Origin of the sequence: Scatolibacter rhodanostii, from assembly GCF_900197595.1 — a bacterium.
In the GTDB taxonomy this organism is placed as follows: domain Bacteria; phylum Bacillota; class Clostridia; order Oscillospirales; family Acutalibacteraceae; genus Scatolibacter; species Scatolibacter rhodanostii.
The window spans coordinates 1-16,638 of sequence record NZ_FZLO01000002.1 but is presented as its reverse complement, the minus strand read 5'-3'; the positions used below and the strand labels follow the sequence as shown (position 1 = coordinate 16,638).

The following is a 16,638-nucleotide window of genomic DNA, read 5'->3' as shown; positions in this document are numbered from 1 at the left end:
CTAGTTGGAAACAATTTAATCAATATAAAAACAGCGGCTTTTCAGAAAGCCCCTATAAAGAGGATGAGAAGTATGGAGATTATTAAACGCGACGGGCGAACAGAAGCGTATTTGTCCGATAAAATTACAACGGCAATTGGAAAAGCGTTTGCCAGTGTTCCTGCAGAAGTTGAGCAAAGTCGTCTAAATGAGCTGACAGTTCTTGTAGAAGCTAAGCTAATACAAGATGATGGCGTGGTGCAGGTCGAAACGATTCAAGATTTGGTAGAAGCCACGCTGATGGAACAGGGATATTATGAAGTCAGCAAAAACTATATTTTATACCGTAATGAGCATGCCAAGCGACGTGAAATTCGCCGAAGATTGGCAGAATCATTTGCTGAAGCAGAGACCTTATCGAACATTTTAAAAGGTATTCAAATCGACTTTGCAGCAGAGGAATACTCCCTCGAAAAACTACAGAGTAAATTTTCTTCCTTCAAAAAGCCTTCTATGACCGAGAAAGAAAAATTGGCGGCACTCATCAAAGCAGCGGTAGAATTGACAACGCAAGAAGCTCCGCAGTGGGAGCTTATTTCGGCTCGCTTGCAGTTTGTGCAATTTGACAGCGACCTGACCGCCGTTTTGGAGCAATATGAGCTTGATACCTTTGCGCAAAAAGTCCATTTTTTGGTGGTAGAAAACCTTTACGGAGCCTATATTCCTGAACATTACACCGATGAAGAGCTAAATCAAGCAGCTCAGTTGATTGACAATAGCCGTAACGAACTGCTGTCTTATTCGGGTCTGACTCTGCTACTCTCTCGGTATGTCATTCGTAGTACAAAAGGAGAAATCTTTGAAACACCGCAGGAAATGTTCCTTGGAATTGCTCTTCACTTAGCGATGAAAGAAAAGAACAACCGCATGGGGTGGGTCAAGCGTTTTTATGATATGCTCAGCACCTTGAAAGTGACCATGGCTACGCCGACGCTTTCGAATGCAAGAAAGCCGTTCTATCAGCTTTCCTCTTGCTTTATTGATACCGTACCCGATAGCCTCACGGGTATTTACCGCAGTATTGATAATTTTGCACAAGTTAGTAAGTTTGGCGGCGGCATGGGCATGTATTTCGGTAAAGTGCGTGCGACAGGCAGTACGATTCGAGGCTTTAAGGGAGCAGCCGGCGGTGTCATTCGTTGGATTAAGCTTGCCAATGACACAGCCGTTGCGGTTGACCAGTTGGGGGTAAGACAGGGAGCAGTAGCTGTCTATTTGGACGCGTGGCACAAGGATTTGCCCGAATTTTTGGCACTGCGAACCAACAACGGAGACGACCGCATGAAGGCACACGATGTTTTTCCGGCGGTTTGCTACCCAGATTTGTTCTGGAAAATGGCGAGAGAAAACCTCGACAGCAATTGGTATTTGATGTGCCCTCATGAAATTATGACGGTCAAAGGCTATTGCCTGGAAGACAGCTGGGGCGACGAATGGGAAGAACGCTATCGTGACTGCGTAGAAGATGAACGCATTGAAAAACGAGTGATTTCTGTCAAAGATTTGGTGCGCTTGATTTTGAAGAGTGCCGTAGAAACGGGTACACCGTTTGCCTTTAACCGTGATGCCGTCAACAGAATGAATCCCAATTCACACAAAGGTGTGATTTATTGCAGCAATCTCTGCACAGAAATCGCCCAAAATATGAGTGCGATTGATGATGTTTCTCAGACGGTCAAAATCGTCGACGGCGAAGAAATCGTTGTCACGGTCACAAAACCGGGTAACTTTGTGGTGTGCAACTTGGCAAGCTTGTCACTCGGCAAAATTGATGTGGATGAAGAGGGTGAACTGGAAGAACTGACAGAGAGTGCCGTTCGTGCGCTCGATAACGTCATCGACCTCAACTTTTTCCCTGTGCCTTATGCGAAGATTAACAATCAGCACTATCGTCCGATTGGATTGGGCGTCAGCGGCTATCATCATATGCTCGCCAAGCACAAAATCTCGTGGGAGAGAGAAGAACATCTTGCGTTTGCGGACAAGATATTTGAGCGAATCAACTATGCGGCCATTGCTGCCAGCTGTCATAATGCAGAAGAAAAAGGAGCATATGATGTATTTGAAGGCAGTGACTGGCAGACGGGAGCTTACTTTGACAAACGAAATTACACGGGAGAAAAATGGAATGCTTTGCGCCGTGAGGTTGCTGAAAAAGGACTGCGTAATGGGTATTTGATGGCGATTGCGCCGACCAGTTCAACCAGTATTATTTCTGGCACAACAGCGGGAATCGACCCGATTATGAACCTTTTCTTCTTAGAAGAAAAGAAGAACGGGCTCATGCCTCGAGTGGCACCCGATTTGAGTATTGACACCCTGTGGTATTACAAAAATGCACACCATATTGACCAGTCTTGGTCAGTGCGTGCGGCCGGTGTTCGTCAGCGGCATATTGACCAATCGCAGAGTATGAATCTATATATTACGAATGAATATAGCTTTAGACAGGTTTTAGGTTTATATATTCTGGCTTTTGAGCAGGGCATAAAAACGATTTATTATGTGAGAAGTAAGAGCTTAGAGGTAGAAGAATGTGAGGTTTGTTCCTCATAAAAGTCATCTTTTTTTAAAATAGATGTTGTGAGAGCAGCTGATTCAGTTTATACTGAAGGGACAGTTAGCGATCAATAATAAATGTTGAATAGGAGGTCAAAATGGACACACTTAACCGAAAAGCACTCTTTAATCCAGATGGTGACACTTCTGTCGAAATGCGCCGCATGATTAACGGCAACACCACCAATTTGAATGATTTTAACAATATGAAATATGCATGGGTCAGTGATTGGTATCGTCAAGCGATGAACAATTTCTGGATTCCCGAGGAAGTTAATCTGTCTACCGATATCAAAGATTACCCCAAGCTTTTGCCGCCTGAAAGACGTGCCTATGACAAGGTCTTATCTTTTCTCATCTTTTTAGATAGTATGCAGACAGCGAATTTACCTCATGTGGGTGAATATATTACAGCCAACGAAGTGAATTTGTGTTTAGCCATTCAAACGTATCAAGAAGCTGTTCACAGCCAAAGTTATAGTTATATGCTAGACACGATTTGTGACCCGCAAACCCGTGACGAGGTGCTGTATCAGTGGAAAGATGATGAGCATCTTTTGAGAAGAAACACGTTTATTGGTGAGCAGTATAATGCCTTTCAGCGTGAGAAAAGTGCCTATCACCTGATGAAAGCGGTTATTGCCAACTATATTTTAGAGGGTATTTATTTCTACAGTGGATTTATGTTTTTCTATAATCTTGGACGAAACAATAAAATGCCGGGCTCTGTGCAAGTGATTCGCTATATCAATCGAGATGAAAATACGCACTTGTGGTTGTTCCGCAGCATGATTCAAGAGCTGAAAAAGGAAAACCCGGAACTCTTCACACCCGAATTGGTGGAAGAATATCGTGCTATGATTCGTGAGGGCTGTGAGCAAGAAATTGCTTGGGGACATTATGCCATTGGCGATGATATGCCAGGGCTCACCAAGCAAATGGTGACTGATTATGTGCAGTATTTGGGTAACTTCCGCTGTACAAGTCTTGGTTTTGAAAAGCTGTATGAGGGACATGATAAAGAGCCTGAATCTATGCAGTGGGTGAGCCAATACAGCAATGCCAATACCATTAAAACAGACTTTTTTGAAGCACGCAGTACAGCTTATGCCAAAAGCGGTGCGTTGGTCGATGACCTTTAAGTTTTGAATGGCAAATTACTGATTTAGTAGCAGAAAAGAGGTAAGGGGTCTATGAGAATGAACCGGCGAGATAACTTCTCGGTGCAGTTTATCAATCTGTCAGCAGATTGCATCGAGAGGACATAAATTTGTTGTCAGTATAACTGCATCGATTTTCAGGGTGAAAATAATTTTAAAACTTGAAAAGAGGTATGGTTATGAATAATCAAGAGAAGTTTGAGGTTTTCCTCGATTTGGCGAAAAAGTTAAATCAGAAATTTTCTGTGATTCCGCTGTTACAGGGTTCGCTTGGCCTTAGCGTGTTGGTAGAGGACGACTTGAATCCCGACGACATTGACATTGCTCTTCCTCAGCACTTATATCGATTTTCTGAAAGGTGGAATGACCTGCTTTCATTTATGCTGAAAGAGGGCTATGTATTAACGGATTTGCATGAACACTTTTTCAAAAAAGGCGAAATTGAAATTAATTTTGCTGCCATTGATGGCGAGGGCGGTATACCGTCTTTAGAGGTTTTTGCAGATATTGATGTGAGGGAAATCCCAATCCTAGAAACCGACGGAGCGTTCTATAAATTAATGACACCTGAACAATACTTTAAGGTTTATTCGCGCTCCTTAGAGGATAACTACAGAGCAAATAAAAGCGGTTATAAAGACCAGAACAAAATTGATATCTTGAAAAGAATTTTGAATAAAAAAGTATGAGAGAACAATAAAGCTTAAAAAACCATAAAAAACTAGAGACATGGATTTTCTGTGCCTCTAGTTTTTATGGTTTTTTAAGCATAATATAAGACCAAAACTAATTTATAGCACTTATAAGTAGACTAGTTGACTAGTTTACTTATAAGTGCTATATTGTAAGAAAAAGATTCTGCGATTATTATCGCATGGGGGAGTTTTATTATGAAAATGACATTCCGCTGGTTTGGTTCAAATAGTGACACAGTACAATTGCAGCAGCTAAAGCAAATTCCTGCCACAACAGGAATCATGGGGTTTTTAGACTATAAAGCAGCTGGTGAGATTTGGGAGATAGACGAAATCAAACGCTATGTTGACGAGGTACAGGCAGCAGGACTTGCCTGTGAAGTCATTGAAAGCGTCAACGTACATGAAGACATAAAGCTTGGCTTGCCCTCTAGAGACTTATACATTGAAAACTATAAAATTACCATTCGCAATCTTGCCAAATTCGGCGTCAAGGTGATTGTCTATAACTTTATGCCAGTGTTTGACTGGCTAAGAACCGATTTAGCCAGAGAAATTCCGGAAGACGGTTCCAACAGCCTTTACTTTGACGAAAAAGAATTGGCAGAAATGACACCGGTCGAGCTAGTGAAGCAAACTGAAAAGAAAATGGGTGGTTTTACGCTCCCTGGTTGGGAACCTGAGCGTTTGGCCGAACTAGAAATCGTGCTCAAACAATATGAATCTGTCACCGAAGATATGTTGAGAGAAAATCTCAAGTATTTTCTTTCTGCAATCATACCAGTCTGTGAAGAATGCGGTGTGAAAATGGCTTGCCACCCTGATGATCCGGCTTGGCCAATTTTTGGACTTCCCCGTATTGCACACAGCCAAGATGATTATGACAAGTTGGTTGAGATGGTAGATTCTCCCAGCAATGCCCTTTGTATCTGCACAGGTTCACTGGGTTCTAACCCTGAAAATGATATTCCGGCCATTGTGCGCCATTTTGGAGAGATGAACCGCATTGCTTGTATGCATATTCGCAATGTTAAGATTTTGGGCCATCATCATTTCCGTGAATCCAGTCATTTATCAGCGGACGGCAGCCTGGATATGCATGCCATTGTGAAAGCTATCTACGAAACAGCTCCCGATATTTATGTCAGACCTGATCATGGCAGAATGATTTGGGGTGAAAAGGGAAGACCCGGTTATGGTTTATATGACCGTGCCTTGGGTGCAACTTATCTCAATGGGTTGTGGGAAGCAATCGAAAAAGAAAACAGCAAGGCTGCCAAGTAATAAAAATAGAAAGCGAAGAATCACATGGTTTTATCAGAAAGACTGCCCCAAGAGTATGCCAAAGATTATGCACTTCGTACGATTAAAGAAAATATTATTCATCTCACACTAAAGCCAGGCAGCAAAGTCAGTGAAATGGAATTAGCTGTCGAGCTGGGCTTGTCGAGAGGTCCGGTTCGAGAAGCACTCATTGATTTGACAAAGGTTAAGATTGTGGAGGTTTTTCCTCAAAAAGGCAGCTTCATTGCCTTAATTGATTACGATTTAATTGCAGAAACTTGTTTTATGCGAGAAAAACTAGAGATTGCGGCAGCACAGCGCTGCTGCGAAAATGGAATTAAGCCTGAAATACTAGAAGCATTGCAAGAAAATATTCGATTGCAGCAATTTTATCAAAATCCGTGGAATCAGGATAAACTTTGGAGTTTGGACAATCAATTTCATCAGTTACTTTTTAAAAATGCAGATTTATCCACGGTGTTTCCGTATATTAGCAGTATATTGGTTCATTTTGACAGGGTGAGAGCCATGTCACTGGCTTTTGGGCAGACAGAAAGAACATTTGAAGAACATGGTTTAATTTTGGAAGCCATTTTAAAGAAGAATATAGCCGCGGCCGAAACACTTATGCATGAGCATATCAATCGTTACCAAATATTCAAGGATAAGATTTGCAGCCGCTACCCAAGCTTCATAAAAGAAAATGGAAATAACGGCTGACAATAATGAGATAGATGACTTGAAAATGCAGACAGCAGCTACTCTTTTTTGGATAAAACAAAGTTTGCCAATATGTGTTTGTCATGCTATAATGGCTTCACCCATTAGCCAAGTGGTCTTTAGACAAGGATAGTGGTTCGTTTTTATAGTGGAATAGAAGGCTGGGCTTTGAGCTTAAAAACAGCAGTGACAAGAAATAAAATAAGAGGCTCTGATTTTTAGGTTTGAGGTTCGCTTTTTATCATGATAAAAAATTGTATGAGGTGTAACACTATGCAGGTGGTATTTATCGTTTTAAACAAGATTGAGTGTCTCAGTGAACTGTTAGAGCAGTTTATGGAAAAGGGAATCTTGGGCGCTACAATTTTAGAAAGCCAAGGCATGGCGCAAAACTTGTATGAGGACAGCGAGACCACCATTATGGATTCGCTGTATACATTGATGAGACCTTTTCACCCTCAAAACAAAACCATCTTTGTTGTGATTGAAGATGAAAAAGTGCCGTTGGTTTCTCAAATTGTCAACGAAGTCACAGGCGGTTTAGAAAACCATGACACGGGCGTTATTTTTACAATGCCTGTAAGCTACACAGAGGGCTTTAAAAAGAAAGATGAAGATTGATTCATAAATGAAGAATTTACCGTTTGCGGTTGCATGCGGTAAATTTTTCTTTTATGGTGTTTGTGGGGGAGAACAGAGCATGCGTGCACAACCATGAGAAAGGAGATTCTATGGCCAGACCAGCCAATATCAAGCGTGAAACCATATTGGAAGTGGCAAAAGACCTTTTTTTTGAAAAGGGAATTGCCAAAACAGAAATGAAAGAAATAGCAGACAAAAGCCAAATCGGCAGAAGCTCACTTTACCGCCATTTCGAATCGAAAGAGGCCATTGCACTAGAGTTAGTTATCGAATTACTCGACAAAATGAATCAAGAATTTGATCAAGCCATTCAAGCAGAAGTATCCGGTTATGAAAAAGTTAGAATCGGCTTAACTTTTTATATCGAGAAAATGTATGACTCAATTCCTTCAGTCAGATTTCTAGATGATTTCGACAGCTGTTTTTATCACGAATATCCACCCAATTTATCTGAAGGATATATTCAAAGATTAAGAAATCGCCATGATTCTTTAAAAGTCGTTTTAGAGCAAGCGGCCAAAGAGGGAGAAGTTCAGCTGATTAAAAATGCAGAATATACGTCTAAATTTCTGATGAATGTGCTGTTTGGTTTATCGCAACGAATTTTGCCTCGTGCAAAGTTAATTCGGCAAGAGCAGGGTTATGCAGAAGAATATTTAGAAGATATGTTAATGATGCTGATGGCTTATATAAAACCACCAATTAAATAGTTTTATACCAGAGAAAATATAGCTTGACTCACCAATTTTTCTGTATTATAATATAAGGTATAAAATTATAGTACACGTGTACCATAAAGGAGAATGTATATGAAACTAGACATTCAATATCTTTTGGAAAATCTTACGTTAGAAGAAAAAACAGGGTTATGTTCGGGTTCTGGTTTTTGGTGGACAAAAGCGGTTGCAAGGTTGGGTGTACCTTCTATTATGGTCAGTGACGGGCCCCATGGATTGAGAAAACAAGCTGGAGAGGCCGACCATATAGGGATCAATGGCAGTGTCGAAGCCGTTTGTTTTCCGTCTGGCGCTACACTGGCTTCTAGCTTTGACCGTGCGCTTTTGCGACAGGTTGGTGAACATTTGGGAGAAGAAGCGAGAGCAGAAAACTTACATACGGTTTTAGGCCCGGCTGTTAATATCAAGAGAAGTCCTTTATGCGGCAGGAACTTTGAATATTTTTCTGAAGACCCCTATGTGGCAGGAGAACTGGCTGCCAGTTATATTAACGGTGTGCAGAGCCGCCAGGTGGGTACTTCTATCAAACATTTTGCGGCCAACAATCAGGAATATCACCGCATGAGTACGGATACTATTGTCAGTGAACGAGTTTTGCGAGAGATTTATCTCACTGCTTTTGAAAAGGCAGTTAAACAAGCAAAACCATGGTCAGTCATGTGTGCGTATAATCGCCTTAATGGGGAATATTGCTGCGAAAATAAATGGCTGTTAACAGATGTGTTGCGTAAAGAGTGGGGATTTGACGGCATTGTAATGACGGACTGGGGCGCCATGAACCGACGTGTTGATGCACTAAAAGCCGGTTTGAATTTAGAAATGCCCGCCAGTAAAGGCTACAATGATAAAAAATTGCTGAAAGCAGTGGAAGACGGTACACTCACAATAGAGGAGCTGAATCATTCGGTAGAAGAGCTGCTTAAATGGATTGAAAAAGGTTTACAGGACGCAGAGAGTGTGCCCTATGACAAAGAAGAACACCATAATTTCTCAAGCCAATGTGCGGCCGAAAGTGCTGTTTTGCTGAAAAATGAGGGAGAGCTGCTTCCGTTACCACCGTCGGCAAAAGTTGCTTTTATCGGAGATTTTGCTAAGTCACCGCGTTTTCAAGGTGGAGGCTCAAGTCATATTAATAGCTATAAGACGACCAGTGCCGTAGAAGCAGTCAAGGATAGGGTGAATGTAAGCTATGCTGCCGGTTGGAGCCACCACGGCGAAGAACATGACAATGAATTATTTGAAGAAGCTGTTCAGCTGGCGCAAACAGTGGATACTGTCGTTATATTTGCGGGACTTCCCGATAGCTTTGAAAGTGAAGGATATGACCGCACACACTTGCATTTGCCTAAAAATCAAAATGAATTGATAGAAGCAGTTTGTGCAGTACAGTCAAATGTAGTCGTTTTGCTTCACAATGGAAGCCCTGTTGCAATGCCATGGAAAGATAAAGTCTCTTCTATTTTAGAGATGTATTTAGGTGGTCAGGCAGTCGGTCAAGCAACCGTTGATTTGCTGTTTGGCAAGTTGTCGCCGTCAGGGCATTTAGCAGAAACGTTCCCCTTACATTTGGAAGATACGCCTTGTTATTTGAACTTTCCCGGTTACAATCATCAAGTAGAATATGCAGAAGGTGTATATGTAGGTTACCGTTGGTATGAAAGCCGTCATATGCCGGTTTTATTCCCTTTTGGTCACGGACTTACCTATACGAAGTTTGCTCTTGAAAATATGCAGCTTTCGAAGACACAATTTAACAGCAATGATACGATAACAGTATCTGTGGATCTTACAAATGTCGGTGAGCGTGCAGGGGCACAGGCTGTACAGCTTTATGTTATGCCGCCTGAAAATTTGCTAGGATTCAAGCCAGCAAAAGAGCTGCAAGGATTTGAGAAGATTAAATTGCAGCCGGGTGAAACACAAAAGGTTAGTTTCACATTAGACAAGAGAAGTTTCTCGTATTATGACGAATCTATTCAGGATTGGAATCAATTAGCAGGAGACTATACGGTTGCACTAGGATTTTCTGTAGAAGAATTGTTATTAAAAGAGACGGTAACCATTCTTGCTCAAGAGAAAAAATTTGAATGGAATGAATGGACGACCATAGGAGATTTAATACAATCCGGTTTTCAAGATGAAATGCAAGAGTCGTTTCGTTCTATGGGTGAAGCCTTTGGGATTGATTCCAATGAAGAAGAGGAAAACGAGGATGCTATGATAAGCAAGGCCGCTATTTTGGCTATGCTAGATGGATTTCCCATTCATAGTTTGGCTAGTTTTGCTGATGTGCCGGTTGACTTTGAGGAGCAGCTCAAGAAAAAGATAGTAGAAAAGAGCAAATAATACACGAGCTCTTTTATAAAAATAAATATTGAATTTTAGGAGATTAAGAGTATGGCATTAGTTCATTTGAATTTTGAAAGTCTATATTTAAACGGAAATACAGATATTAACGTTATTTTGCCAGACCGAGAGCGCAGTAAATCACCAAGTGAATTTTATGGGAACGGCAAAAAATATAAAGTCCTTTGGCTACTGCATGGTACTTTTGGCGATTATACGGATTGGATTAGAAAATCGAACGTTGAGCTGTATGCATGCGAGAGAAATTTGATTGTTGTCATGCCCAGCGGATTGAATGCTGATTATGCCAATTGGCCAGGGTTTGGTCTGGGGTATAATATGTATGATTATTTGACAGAAGAACTCATGCCACTGATTTATAACTGGTTTCCAGCATCGGATAAAAAAGAAGACAATTACATTGCTGGTCTGTCGATGGGTGGATTTGGCACCTGCATTTATGCACTCAATCACCCTGAAAAATTTGCAGCTGCCAGTGCAATGTCAGGCTGTCCAATGGATATGGGCGCCGATGATGAAAACCCTGCGAGAGGAATGTTTGAACACCGCAAGGTGAACCAGCTGCAAAACACAGGAGGATTAGAAGCCTATTTAGACGGGGTTCAAAACACGTGGCGTTTAGCAAAAGAAAAGGCAAATGACCCACAACTACCACGCTTATATTTCAGCTGTGGTACAAAAGATGCCCTCCTGTATGATAGCTATGTGAAATTCCAAAAATATGCTGAAGAAATCGGATTAGAGGCAACTTTTGAGGAAACAGAAGGCTATGCGCATGAGTGGCGCTTTTGGGATTTGAGCTTGCAAAAATCTTTAGAGTTTTTTGGTTTAACAGACAATAACGAAGGAAATGCCTTTTGATTTAAACCCTAGAGTTATCTTTACTGATTTCAACTTTTCTCTGAGGAAAATGAAAATTAGCCATAAAATAAAGAGAGAGTGGAAAATGATTCCGCTCTCTCTTTATTTTTGTTTAGAATGGGGTTTGTATTTTTAAAATAATGCTCAATTCAAGGGAAGGTATTGACTGCCTTATGTTTTTCTAGTATAATAACTAGGCAGTTTAGACCTTTATAAGAGAAAACTAAATATGCTACTGTGGCTCAGGGGTAGAGCAGCTCACTCGTAATGAGCAGGTCGTCGGTTCAATTCCGACCAGTAGCTCCATAACAAACCCGCTTAAACACTACGTTTAAGCGGGTTTTGCTTGCCTTTATTATGGGTGATTTTTGGCTAGAGTGTAGGATTAACGTTTATTTAACGCTCATACAGAAGAAAATGTATAGGTGAAAACCCGTATTAACCACAGTTCACGTTAATTTCAGCTGGGTCACTATTGTCCTCTTCGTCTGCAACCGTTTCAGCAGGAATCACAACGTCATCAAACCTATCAAATACTTCCACTGCTTTTGCCTGTGCCGATTTAATCGCATGAGCATAGATGTTGGCTGTGGTACTCACTTGTGCGTGGCCGAGCTGTTTTGATACCGTAACAATAGGAATATCGTCGGCGATCATCAAACTGGCATAAGTGTGTCTTAAAGAATGGACCGTTACTTTTGGAAGATTACTACGATCAATAAAACTGGAAAACCATTTTGTGATGCTATCAGGAAACATAAAGCCACCTGTATTTGATGTGAATATTCTTCCGTCCTTGTCTTCCCAAACGTCACCTAGCAACTCTCTTTGTTGGTTTTGCCATTCCTTATATTTGCTAAGTAACAAGAATGCTGACTTGGGTAGCTTTAGTATTCTGTCTGATTCTTCTGATTTAGTGGTATCTTCGTAAACTCCTTCTTCAGGAATATAATTCAGCGTACGTCTAATCCTGACGAGCTGATTCTTATAATCTAAATCGTTCCAGTACAAGCCTAGTAGTTCTCCTCTGCGCAGTCCTGACAATAAATCAAGCGTAATGATTGTTCGCCACTTGATAGGTTCATCTTGTAGCAACTCAAGAAGTTTTCGTGCATCATCATCTTCTAAGTATGCTGCTTCTTTCTTACCCTTAGAGGGGATTTCTGCTCTAGCAGCAGGGTTTTGTTCGATATAATTCCACTTTACCGCCTTACTCAGTACAGCCGATAAAGTACGGTGATAACTCAAGGCGCTGTTCCCTTCTAAAGGCCTTTCGTCCTTTTGCACAGTGAATACTTTGTTGAAGTCCTCACCAATAGCTACCGCAATTTCTTTTGCTTTATTCACATCAATTAGTTTCCCGTGTTTTGCTTGTTTAAATGCCCACATAGAAATACCATATTTCTCATTGAGTGCTACTGATGTGGTTTTATGTTTTTTAAGCCATGTTGCCAAATCTATTTTGCATAAGGCTTTATCTTGACGGCGTATCCCTTTTTCTCGCAAATTTGCATAAAATGAATTGATATGCCTTGCATTCAGCTCTTTTAATTTGATATGTCCAAGAGCTTGATTTATGATTTGCATACGTTCTTTGTAGTTGCGGATAGTTTTTCTTTTAAGTTTAAAATTACCGTAGTCTTTAAAAAAGACGTCCGTAAAATCAATCAACCGAATATTTCCGTTTTGAACAAAGGAGTTTTTTACCTTCTCTTCGAAAAGAACCTTTTGTCTTTCAAGTTCTTTTTTGATCTGGAGGTCTGTCATATGCGGCTCCGGTATCCATGTCATGTACTCACGCAGTTGTTTTCCATAGATATCATATCCCTTGGATGCAGTTATCTGATATCCCTTGCCTTGCTTTCTCACAGTAGCCATAGTTTAATCCACATCCTTCTTATATAAATCGGCATAAAAAAATCACCTGTCTTTCTTAGTTTTGAGTAGACGAAACTAAAGACAAGTGGTATAATAACTTCGATGATGATTGTTATTAAGCTTGTCTTAATTTCATTCAGTAAGCCTTCGGTATTCCAGTACCGGGGGCTTTTTTTATTTTAAGCCAGCTTTCGCTGTTTGGTCACAAAATAATAATTTAATGCCTTTTCAATGAAAGATTCAGGCATATCAAAATATTCAGCCAACTGCCAACGTTCTGTGTATCCGCCCTGTATGGCAATATTCAAATCTTCAAAAGGTATGTATCGCTCTATCGCCCACCTGTTAGCTTTGTATTCGTGCTTTTCTATTAAGTCCAGCGAACTACTTACTTTATGTGTACACCCTGTTGCGCAGTGTCCTAGCTCGTGTGCTAGTATCCATTTTGTTTCGGACAGTGATTCCACTCGAAACGTATCAAGAAATATAGCATACCGATTGTTCATTTCCAAAGTAACGCTTTTTTCTTCCCCAACTTCATACGGGAAAAGACTAACTTTTTCTTTCTCCATGTCTGCAAATATAGTATTCAATTCAACCATGCGTTGTCCTCACACGATAAATCAGTTATCTTTTTCTTGTTGTTGTTTAAAGAATTTTGCCATTTCAAGGAGTTTTTGCTTGTTTTCTTCCGTTAACTCTTTCGATTCATCTAAAAAAGCATAAGTGAAGTCATCAAAAGTTATTTCAGGCTCGTCCCTTTTGGGGACGAGTTTTTTTATTTTATTGGTAATGGATTCTTTCTTGTTCGGAATTTTCCAATACGTCCCTTCCATTCCCTCTTTTTTTCCATATTTCTCAGTCAAAGCTTTTTGAACGGCTGAATCAAATCTACTGACTTGCTCACCTAGGAAGTAAGGAATATATTCTTCAAAAGAGATGTGAGATAAATCATAATCATTTGTTTCAAGACTTCTTGAAAAATACGCCTTAATCATTCTCAGTGCTGCTTCACAACGCTCTGAAATATTTTTTGATTCATCCTGCTGGATAGAATCATTTGCACTTTTTATACTTTCTCTCACTCGATAAGGCCAACAAAAGCCAAATTTTTTTACTGCAAGTTCCCATTTTTTATGTTTTATTTTATGAATTTTTTTATCTTCATTAGAATCCATAAGATACTGCAAACCGCACAAATGGCAGTACGGCAGTTTCTCTCCATTCAGATAGTGAACATCAACTTCTAGAAAATTTGCAATTTTTTCAAGTGTTTCTAATTTAGGCACATAAGTACCTTTTTTCCATGAACTTAATGTAGTTTGAGATACACCTGTTTCTTTCCATACTTTATAAGGTGTTATACCTTTTTCGCTGATTATTCTTTCAAAAATCTCATACATTTTTTGTCAACCTTTCACAAACAATAGAAATACTAAATAAAACTTTAGCAAACCTATTGACTACTAAAGATAGCTGTGTTATAGTATGAGCGTACTAAAGAAATGTGTTCTATTTCTTTAAAAGTTGCGTTCATACTTTTGTTTTGTTTATTACTTAAGTTAGCACTGATAGTATACAACAAATCTAAAGTAATTGCAAGTATGTGTAACTAACAATAACTAACAAAGAAAAGGAGGACAAAATGGATAAATTATACACTTGTGACGAAATTGCTGAAAGATACAGTGTTCCTATTGTCACTGTGTGGCGTTGGATTCGTGAAAAAAAACTTCCTGCGATGAAGATTGGCAAGAAGTATCAAGTTCGACAAGATGATATTTTGCAGTTTGAAAACGAAAGGAGAACGGTATGACATTGACTATTGAAATAAAAGATTGTGAGCGATATGGGCTTACACCCTCGTATGTTTACAAGCTTTTATGCAAAGAAATCTGTGCTAAAACAGCAACTAAATATCGTATTCCTGAATGGGGATTATTTGATTCTTGCGACTATGCTGCAAGAGGTGCTTATTCTCAAATAACAGGAAGACGAGCCAATGTAACACATCTTGTTCTGACACATTCAGATGCTGAATCCTGTTCGGAGTTATTTAGACAGTTTGCTGAAACATGGGCATTGAATATGTCTCTGCGACATAAATAAATTCAACGCTGCTTTGGAGGAAATTTTAAAAGAAAGGACAAGCACATGAATAATTTAATACCCGTTAATTATGAATCGGACAAGCCTACTGTTTCTGCTCGAGAACTACACCAGTTTTTAGAAGTAAAAACTGCTTTCAAAGACTGGTTTCCAAGAATGACGGAATATGGGTTTGAGGAACTAAGCGACTTTGCAAAATTGCCCGCTCAAAAAAGAGCGACCAATAATCCAAAGAATCCTTGGACAGAAATTACTGATTATCAACTTACCATTGATATGGCAAAAGAAGTTTGCATGATTCAGAGAAACGAGCGGGGCAAACAAGCGAGACAATATTTTGTGGCTGTTGAAAATGCTTGGAATAGTCCTGAAAAGATTATGGCTCGAGCGTTAAACATTGCTCAGGCGCAAATTTCTTCTCTCCATGATGAAAATCATTTGCTCTTAGGAAAAATCGAGCAGGACAAACCAAAAGTCCTTTTTGCTGAAGCTGTGGCAACTTCCCAATCAACTATCCTTGTCGGACAGTTGGCAAAACTACTCAAGCAGAATGGCATTGACATTGGTCAGAACCGCTTATTCGAATGGCTGCGACAAAATGGCTATCTTATCCGTCAGAAAGGCAATAACTACAATTTGCCTACACAGAGAGCTATGGATATGGAACTATTTCGCATCAAGGAAAGCACACACTTTAATGGTGACGGAGTGAGTGTTACAACCAAAACGACAAAAGTAACTGGAAAAGGTCAGCAGTATTTCATTGAAAAATTTTTGTCCGAAAAAACAGCTTAAAAAGAAAGGGCAAACCATGAAAAGAATGAGAATCGCACCGGGTGTATTGGCAATCATCAAAGAAACTGACCCCGACACCAAAATCACGTTGCACTTTATCCGCAGACTTATCAAGTCAGGCAACGTTCCTGTTGTGCGTGTTGGCAGAAAAGTGCTAGTCGATGCGGACATGCTTATTGATTATATCACCAGCGGAAATACTGTTGAAGAAATAGAACCGGTAGTCCAAGGAATTAGAAAGGTAAAAGTATGAAACCCATAAAAATACATACGCCCTACCGCCCGAGAGTAAACCCCTATCGCCGACATATCAGCGCAGCATTGTGTACGCTCGCAGCAGTAATACTGACCATATTTTTGTGGCCTGACATGTGGACACGCATTTGCGGATTGATGTTGATTCCGTCTGCTGGATTGCTAGGTTGGACAAGACCGTGGGAATATACAGGAAAGGAGAGCAACAATGAGAGTTTTTAGTCGTGAAAAATATGTTGAAGATATGAAAAAACACGGACTTGAACCCAGCAAGAGTGCGTGGGTTTCTGAGTGTGACGGACAGCCTATAAATGCATGGGGCAACGTAAACAGCAGTATAGACGGAACTTTGTATATCTCACAGCCAGCATGGGAAATCGACAAGGAGGATTGAAATGGAAGAATTAAAGCCATATCAAGCTTACTCTCACAGGATTCACGGAGCGTGTTGTGATTACCCTGAACTATATGGCGTTTGGTGTTCGATGAAATCAAGATGTGAAAATCCCAACAGGCAAAAATTTAAAGACTACGGAG

At 40.2% G+C, this 16,638-nt stretch carries 18 protein-coding genes and 1 tRNA gene; 16 read left to right on the top strand and 3 right to left on the bottom strand.

Annotated features, from left to right (window positions below; translation table 11 throughout):
* Positions 1–72 precede the first annotated feature (72 nt).
* The 10 genes from CS931_RS04685 to CS931_RS04640 all read left to right on the top strand — a co-directional run bounded on the left by CS931_RS04685 (position 73) and on the right by CS931_RS04640 (position 11,370).
* Positions 73–2,595 (top strand): ribonucleoside-diphosphate reductase subunit alpha, encoded by a 2,523-nt coding sequence (locus CS931_RS04685; protein WP_099204629.1) that lies wholly within the window; start codon positions 73–75, stop codon positions 2,593–2,595.
* A 101-nt stretch (positions 2,596–2,696) separates the two neighbouring features.
* A complete protein-coding gene (locus CS931_RS04680) occupies positions 2,697–3,740 on the top strand; it encodes a ribonucleotide-diphosphate reductase subunit beta (RefSeq protein ID WP_099204628.1) in 1,044 nt (347 codons plus the stop codon).
* A gap of 197 nt (positions 3,741–3,937) precedes the next feature.
* Positions 3,938–4,447 carry a hypothetical protein gene (locus CS931_RS04675; protein ID WP_099204627.1) on the top strand — a complete coding sequence of 170 codons (510 nt, stop codon included), beginning with the start codon at positions 3,938–3,940 and terminating at the stop codon, positions 4,445–4,447.
* Positions 4,448–4,648: 201 nt separating this feature from the next.
* A complete protein-coding gene (gene uxuA / locus CS931_RS04670; RefSeq protein ID WP_099204626.1) occupies positions 4,649–5,737 on the top strand; it encodes a mannonate dehydratase in 1,089 nt (362 codons plus the stop codon).
* A 24-nt stretch (positions 5,738–5,761) separates the two neighbouring features.
* A complete protein-coding gene (locus CS931_RS04665; RefSeq protein ID WP_099204625.1) occupies positions 5,762–6,457 on the top strand; it encodes a GntR family transcriptional regulator in 696 nt (231 codons plus the stop codon).
* Between the two features lie 273 nt (positions 6,458–6,730).
* On the top strand, positions 6,731–7,078 hold the full coding sequence (locus CS931_RS04660; RefSeq protein ID WP_099204624.1) for a hypothetical protein: 348 nt from the start codon (positions 6,731–6,733) through the stop codon (positions 7,076–7,078).
* A gap of 110 nt (positions 7,079–7,188) precedes the next feature.
* On the top strand, positions 7,189–7,809 hold the full coding sequence (locus tag CS931_RS04655; protein WP_159459737.1) for a TetR/AcrR family transcriptional regulator: 621 nt from the start codon (positions 7,189–7,191) through the stop codon (positions 7,807–7,809).
* 99 nt (positions 7,810–7,908) lie between these two features.
* Positions 7,909–10,182 carry a glycoside hydrolase family 3 C-terminal domain-containing protein gene (locus tag CS931_RS04650; protein ID WP_099204622.1) on the top strand — a complete coding sequence of 758 codons (2,274 nt, stop codon included), beginning with the start codon at positions 7,909–7,911 and terminating at the stop codon, positions 10,180–10,182.
* A gap of 51 nt (positions 10,183–10,233) precedes the next feature.
* Complete coding sequence (locus tag CS931_RS04645; protein WP_099204621.1) at positions 10,234–11,064, top strand: alpha/beta hydrolase; 831 nt, start codon at positions 10,234–10,236, stop codon at positions 11,062–11,064.
* Positions 11,065–11,295: 231 nt separating this feature from the next.
* Positions 11,296–11,370 (top strand) — tRNA-Thr (locus CS931_RS04640).
* 132 nt (positions 11,371–11,502) lie between these two features.
* Here CS931_RS04640 and CS931_RS04635 read toward each other — a convergent pair.
* The 3 genes from CS931_RS04635 to CS931_RS04625 form a co-directional block, all read right to left on the bottom strand.
* Positions 11,503–12,942: a tyrosine-type recombinase/integrase gene (locus CS931_RS04635; protein WP_099204620.1), complete on the bottom strand. Its 1,440-nt coding sequence runs from the start codon at positions 12,940–12,942 to the stop codon at positions 11,503–11,505.
* A 179-nt stretch (positions 12,943–13,121) separates the two neighbouring features.
* Positions 13,122–13,544, bottom strand: coding sequence for an ImmA/IrrE family metallo-endopeptidase (locus CS931_RS04630; RefSeq protein WP_099204619.1), 423 nt, complete (start codon positions 13,542–13,544; stop codon positions 13,122–13,124).
* Between the two features lie 21 nt (positions 13,545–13,565).
* Positions 13,566–14,345 carry a helix-turn-helix domain-containing protein gene (locus CS931_RS04625; RefSeq protein WP_099204618.1) on the bottom strand — a complete coding sequence of 260 codons (780 nt, stop codon included), beginning with the start codon at positions 14,343–14,345 and terminating at the stop codon, positions 13,566–13,568.
* Between the two features lie 242 nt (positions 14,346–14,587).
* On the opposite strand from CS931_RS04625, the gene CS931_RS04620 reads away from it, so the two are divergent.
* Genes CS931_RS04620 through CS931_RS04595 form a run of 6 tightly spaced genes read left to right on the top strand, consistent with a single transcriptional unit; the run spans position 14,588 to position 16,495 of the window.
* On the top strand, positions 14,588–14,758 hold the full coding sequence (locus CS931_RS04620; protein WP_099204617.1) for a helix-turn-helix domain-containing protein: 171 nt from the start codon (positions 14,588–14,590) through the stop codon (positions 14,756–14,758).
* Positions 14,755–15,051: a hypothetical protein gene (locus CS931_RS04615; RefSeq protein ID WP_099204616.1), complete on the top strand. Its 297-nt coding sequence runs from the start codon at positions 14,755–14,757 to the stop codon at positions 15,049–15,051. The genes CS931_RS04620 and CS931_RS04615 overlap by 4 nt, the downstream gene beginning before the upstream one ends.
* 45 nt (positions 15,052–15,096) lie before the next feature.
* A complete protein-coding gene (locus CS931_RS04610) occupies positions 15,097–15,846 on the top strand; it encodes a phage antirepressor KilAC domain-containing protein (protein ID WP_099204615.1) in 750 nt (249 codons plus the stop codon).
* Positions 15,847–15,862: 16 nt separating this feature from the next.
* The gene (locus CS931_RS04605; protein ID WP_143826229.1) at positions 15,863–16,099 is read left to right on the top strand and encodes a helix-turn-helix domain-containing protein; all 237 of its coding nucleotides are present in this window, start codon (positions 15,863–15,865) and stop codon (positions 16,097–16,099) included.
* Positions 16,096–16,323: a hypothetical protein gene (locus tag CS931_RS04600; protein ID WP_099204613.1), complete on the top strand. Its 228-nt coding sequence runs from the start codon at positions 16,096–16,098 to the stop codon at positions 16,321–16,323. The genes CS931_RS04605 and CS931_RS04600 overlap by 4 nt, the downstream gene beginning before the upstream one ends.
* The gene (locus tag CS931_RS04595) at positions 16,310–16,495 is read left to right on the top strand and encodes a hypothetical protein (RefSeq protein WP_099204612.1); all 186 of its coding nucleotides are present in this window, start codon (positions 16,310–16,312) and stop codon (positions 16,493–16,495) included. The genes CS931_RS04600 and CS931_RS04595 overlap by 14 nt, the downstream gene beginning before the upstream one ends.
* The last annotated feature ends 143 nt before the right edge of the window (positions 16,496–16,638 follow it).

Excerpts from the sequence above, each read along its gene's own strand:
- CS931_RS04685 (WP_099204629.1), top strand. The coding sequence starts at position 73 with ATGGAGATTATTAAACGCGACGGGCGAACAGAAGCGTATTTGTCCGAT.
- CS931_RS04680 (WP_099204628.1), top strand. The coding sequence starts at position 2,697 with ATGGACACACTTAACCGAAAAGCACTCTTTAATCCAGATGGTGACACT.
- CS931_RS04675 (WP_099204627.1), top strand. The coding sequence starts at position 3,938 with ATGAATAATCAAGAGAAGTTTGAGGTTTTCCTCGATTTGGCGAAAAAG.
- uxuA (WP_099204626.1), top strand. The coding sequence starts at position 4,649 with ATGAAAATGACATTCCGCTGGTTTGGTTCAAATAGTGACACAGTACAA.
- CS931_RS04665 (WP_099204625.1), top strand. The coding sequence starts at position 5,762 with ATGGTTTTATCAGAAAGACTGCCCCAAGAGTATGCCAAAGATTATGCA.
- CS931_RS04660 (WP_099204624.1), top strand. The coding sequence starts at position 6,731 with ATGCAGGTGGTATTTATCGTTTTAAACAAGATTGAGTGTCTCAGTGAA.
- CS931_RS04655 (WP_159459737.1), top strand. The coding sequence starts at position 7,189 with ATGGCCAGACCAGCCAATATCAAGCGTGAAACCATATTGGAAGTGGCA.
- CS931_RS04650 (WP_099204622.1), top strand. The coding sequence starts at position 7,909 with ATGAAACTAGACATTCAATATCTTTTGGAAAATCTTACGTTAGAAGAA.
- CS931_RS04645 (WP_099204621.1), top strand. The coding sequence starts at position 10,234 with ATGGCATTAGTTCATTTGAATTTTGAAAGTCTATATTTAAACGGAAAT.
- CS931_RS04635 (WP_099204620.1), bottom strand. The coding sequence starts at position 12,942 with ATGGCTACTGTGAGAAAGCAAGGCAAGGGATATCAGATAACTGCATCC.
- CS931_RS04630 (WP_099204619.1), bottom strand. The coding sequence starts at position 13,544 with ATGGTTGAATTGAATACTATATTTGCAGACATGGAGAAAGAAAAAGTT.
- CS931_RS04625 (WP_099204618.1), bottom strand. The coding sequence starts at position 14,345 with ATGTATGAGATTTTTGAAAGAATAATCAGCGAAAAAGGTATAACACCT.
- CS931_RS04620 (WP_099204617.1), top strand. The coding sequence starts at position 14,588 with ATGGATAAATTATACACTTGTGACGAAATTGCTGAAAGATACAGTGTT.
- CS931_RS04615 (WP_099204616.1), top strand. The coding sequence starts at position 14,755 with ATGACATTGACTATTGAAATAAAAGATTGTGAGCGATATGGGCTTACA.
- CS931_RS04610 (WP_099204615.1), top strand. The coding sequence starts at position 15,097 with ATGAATAATTTAATACCCGTTAATTATGAATCGGACAAGCCTACTGTT.
- CS931_RS04605 (WP_143826229.1), top strand. The coding sequence starts at position 15,863 with ATGAAAAGAATGAGAATCGCACCGGGTGTATTGGCAATCATCAAAGAA.
- CS931_RS04600 (WP_099204613.1), top strand. The coding sequence starts at position 16,096 with ATGAAACCCATAAAAATACATACGCCCTACCGCCCGAGAGTAAACCCC.
- CS931_RS04595 (WP_099204612.1), top strand. The coding sequence starts at position 16,310 with ATGAGAGTTTTTAGTCGTGAAAAATATGTTGAAGATATGAAAAAACAC.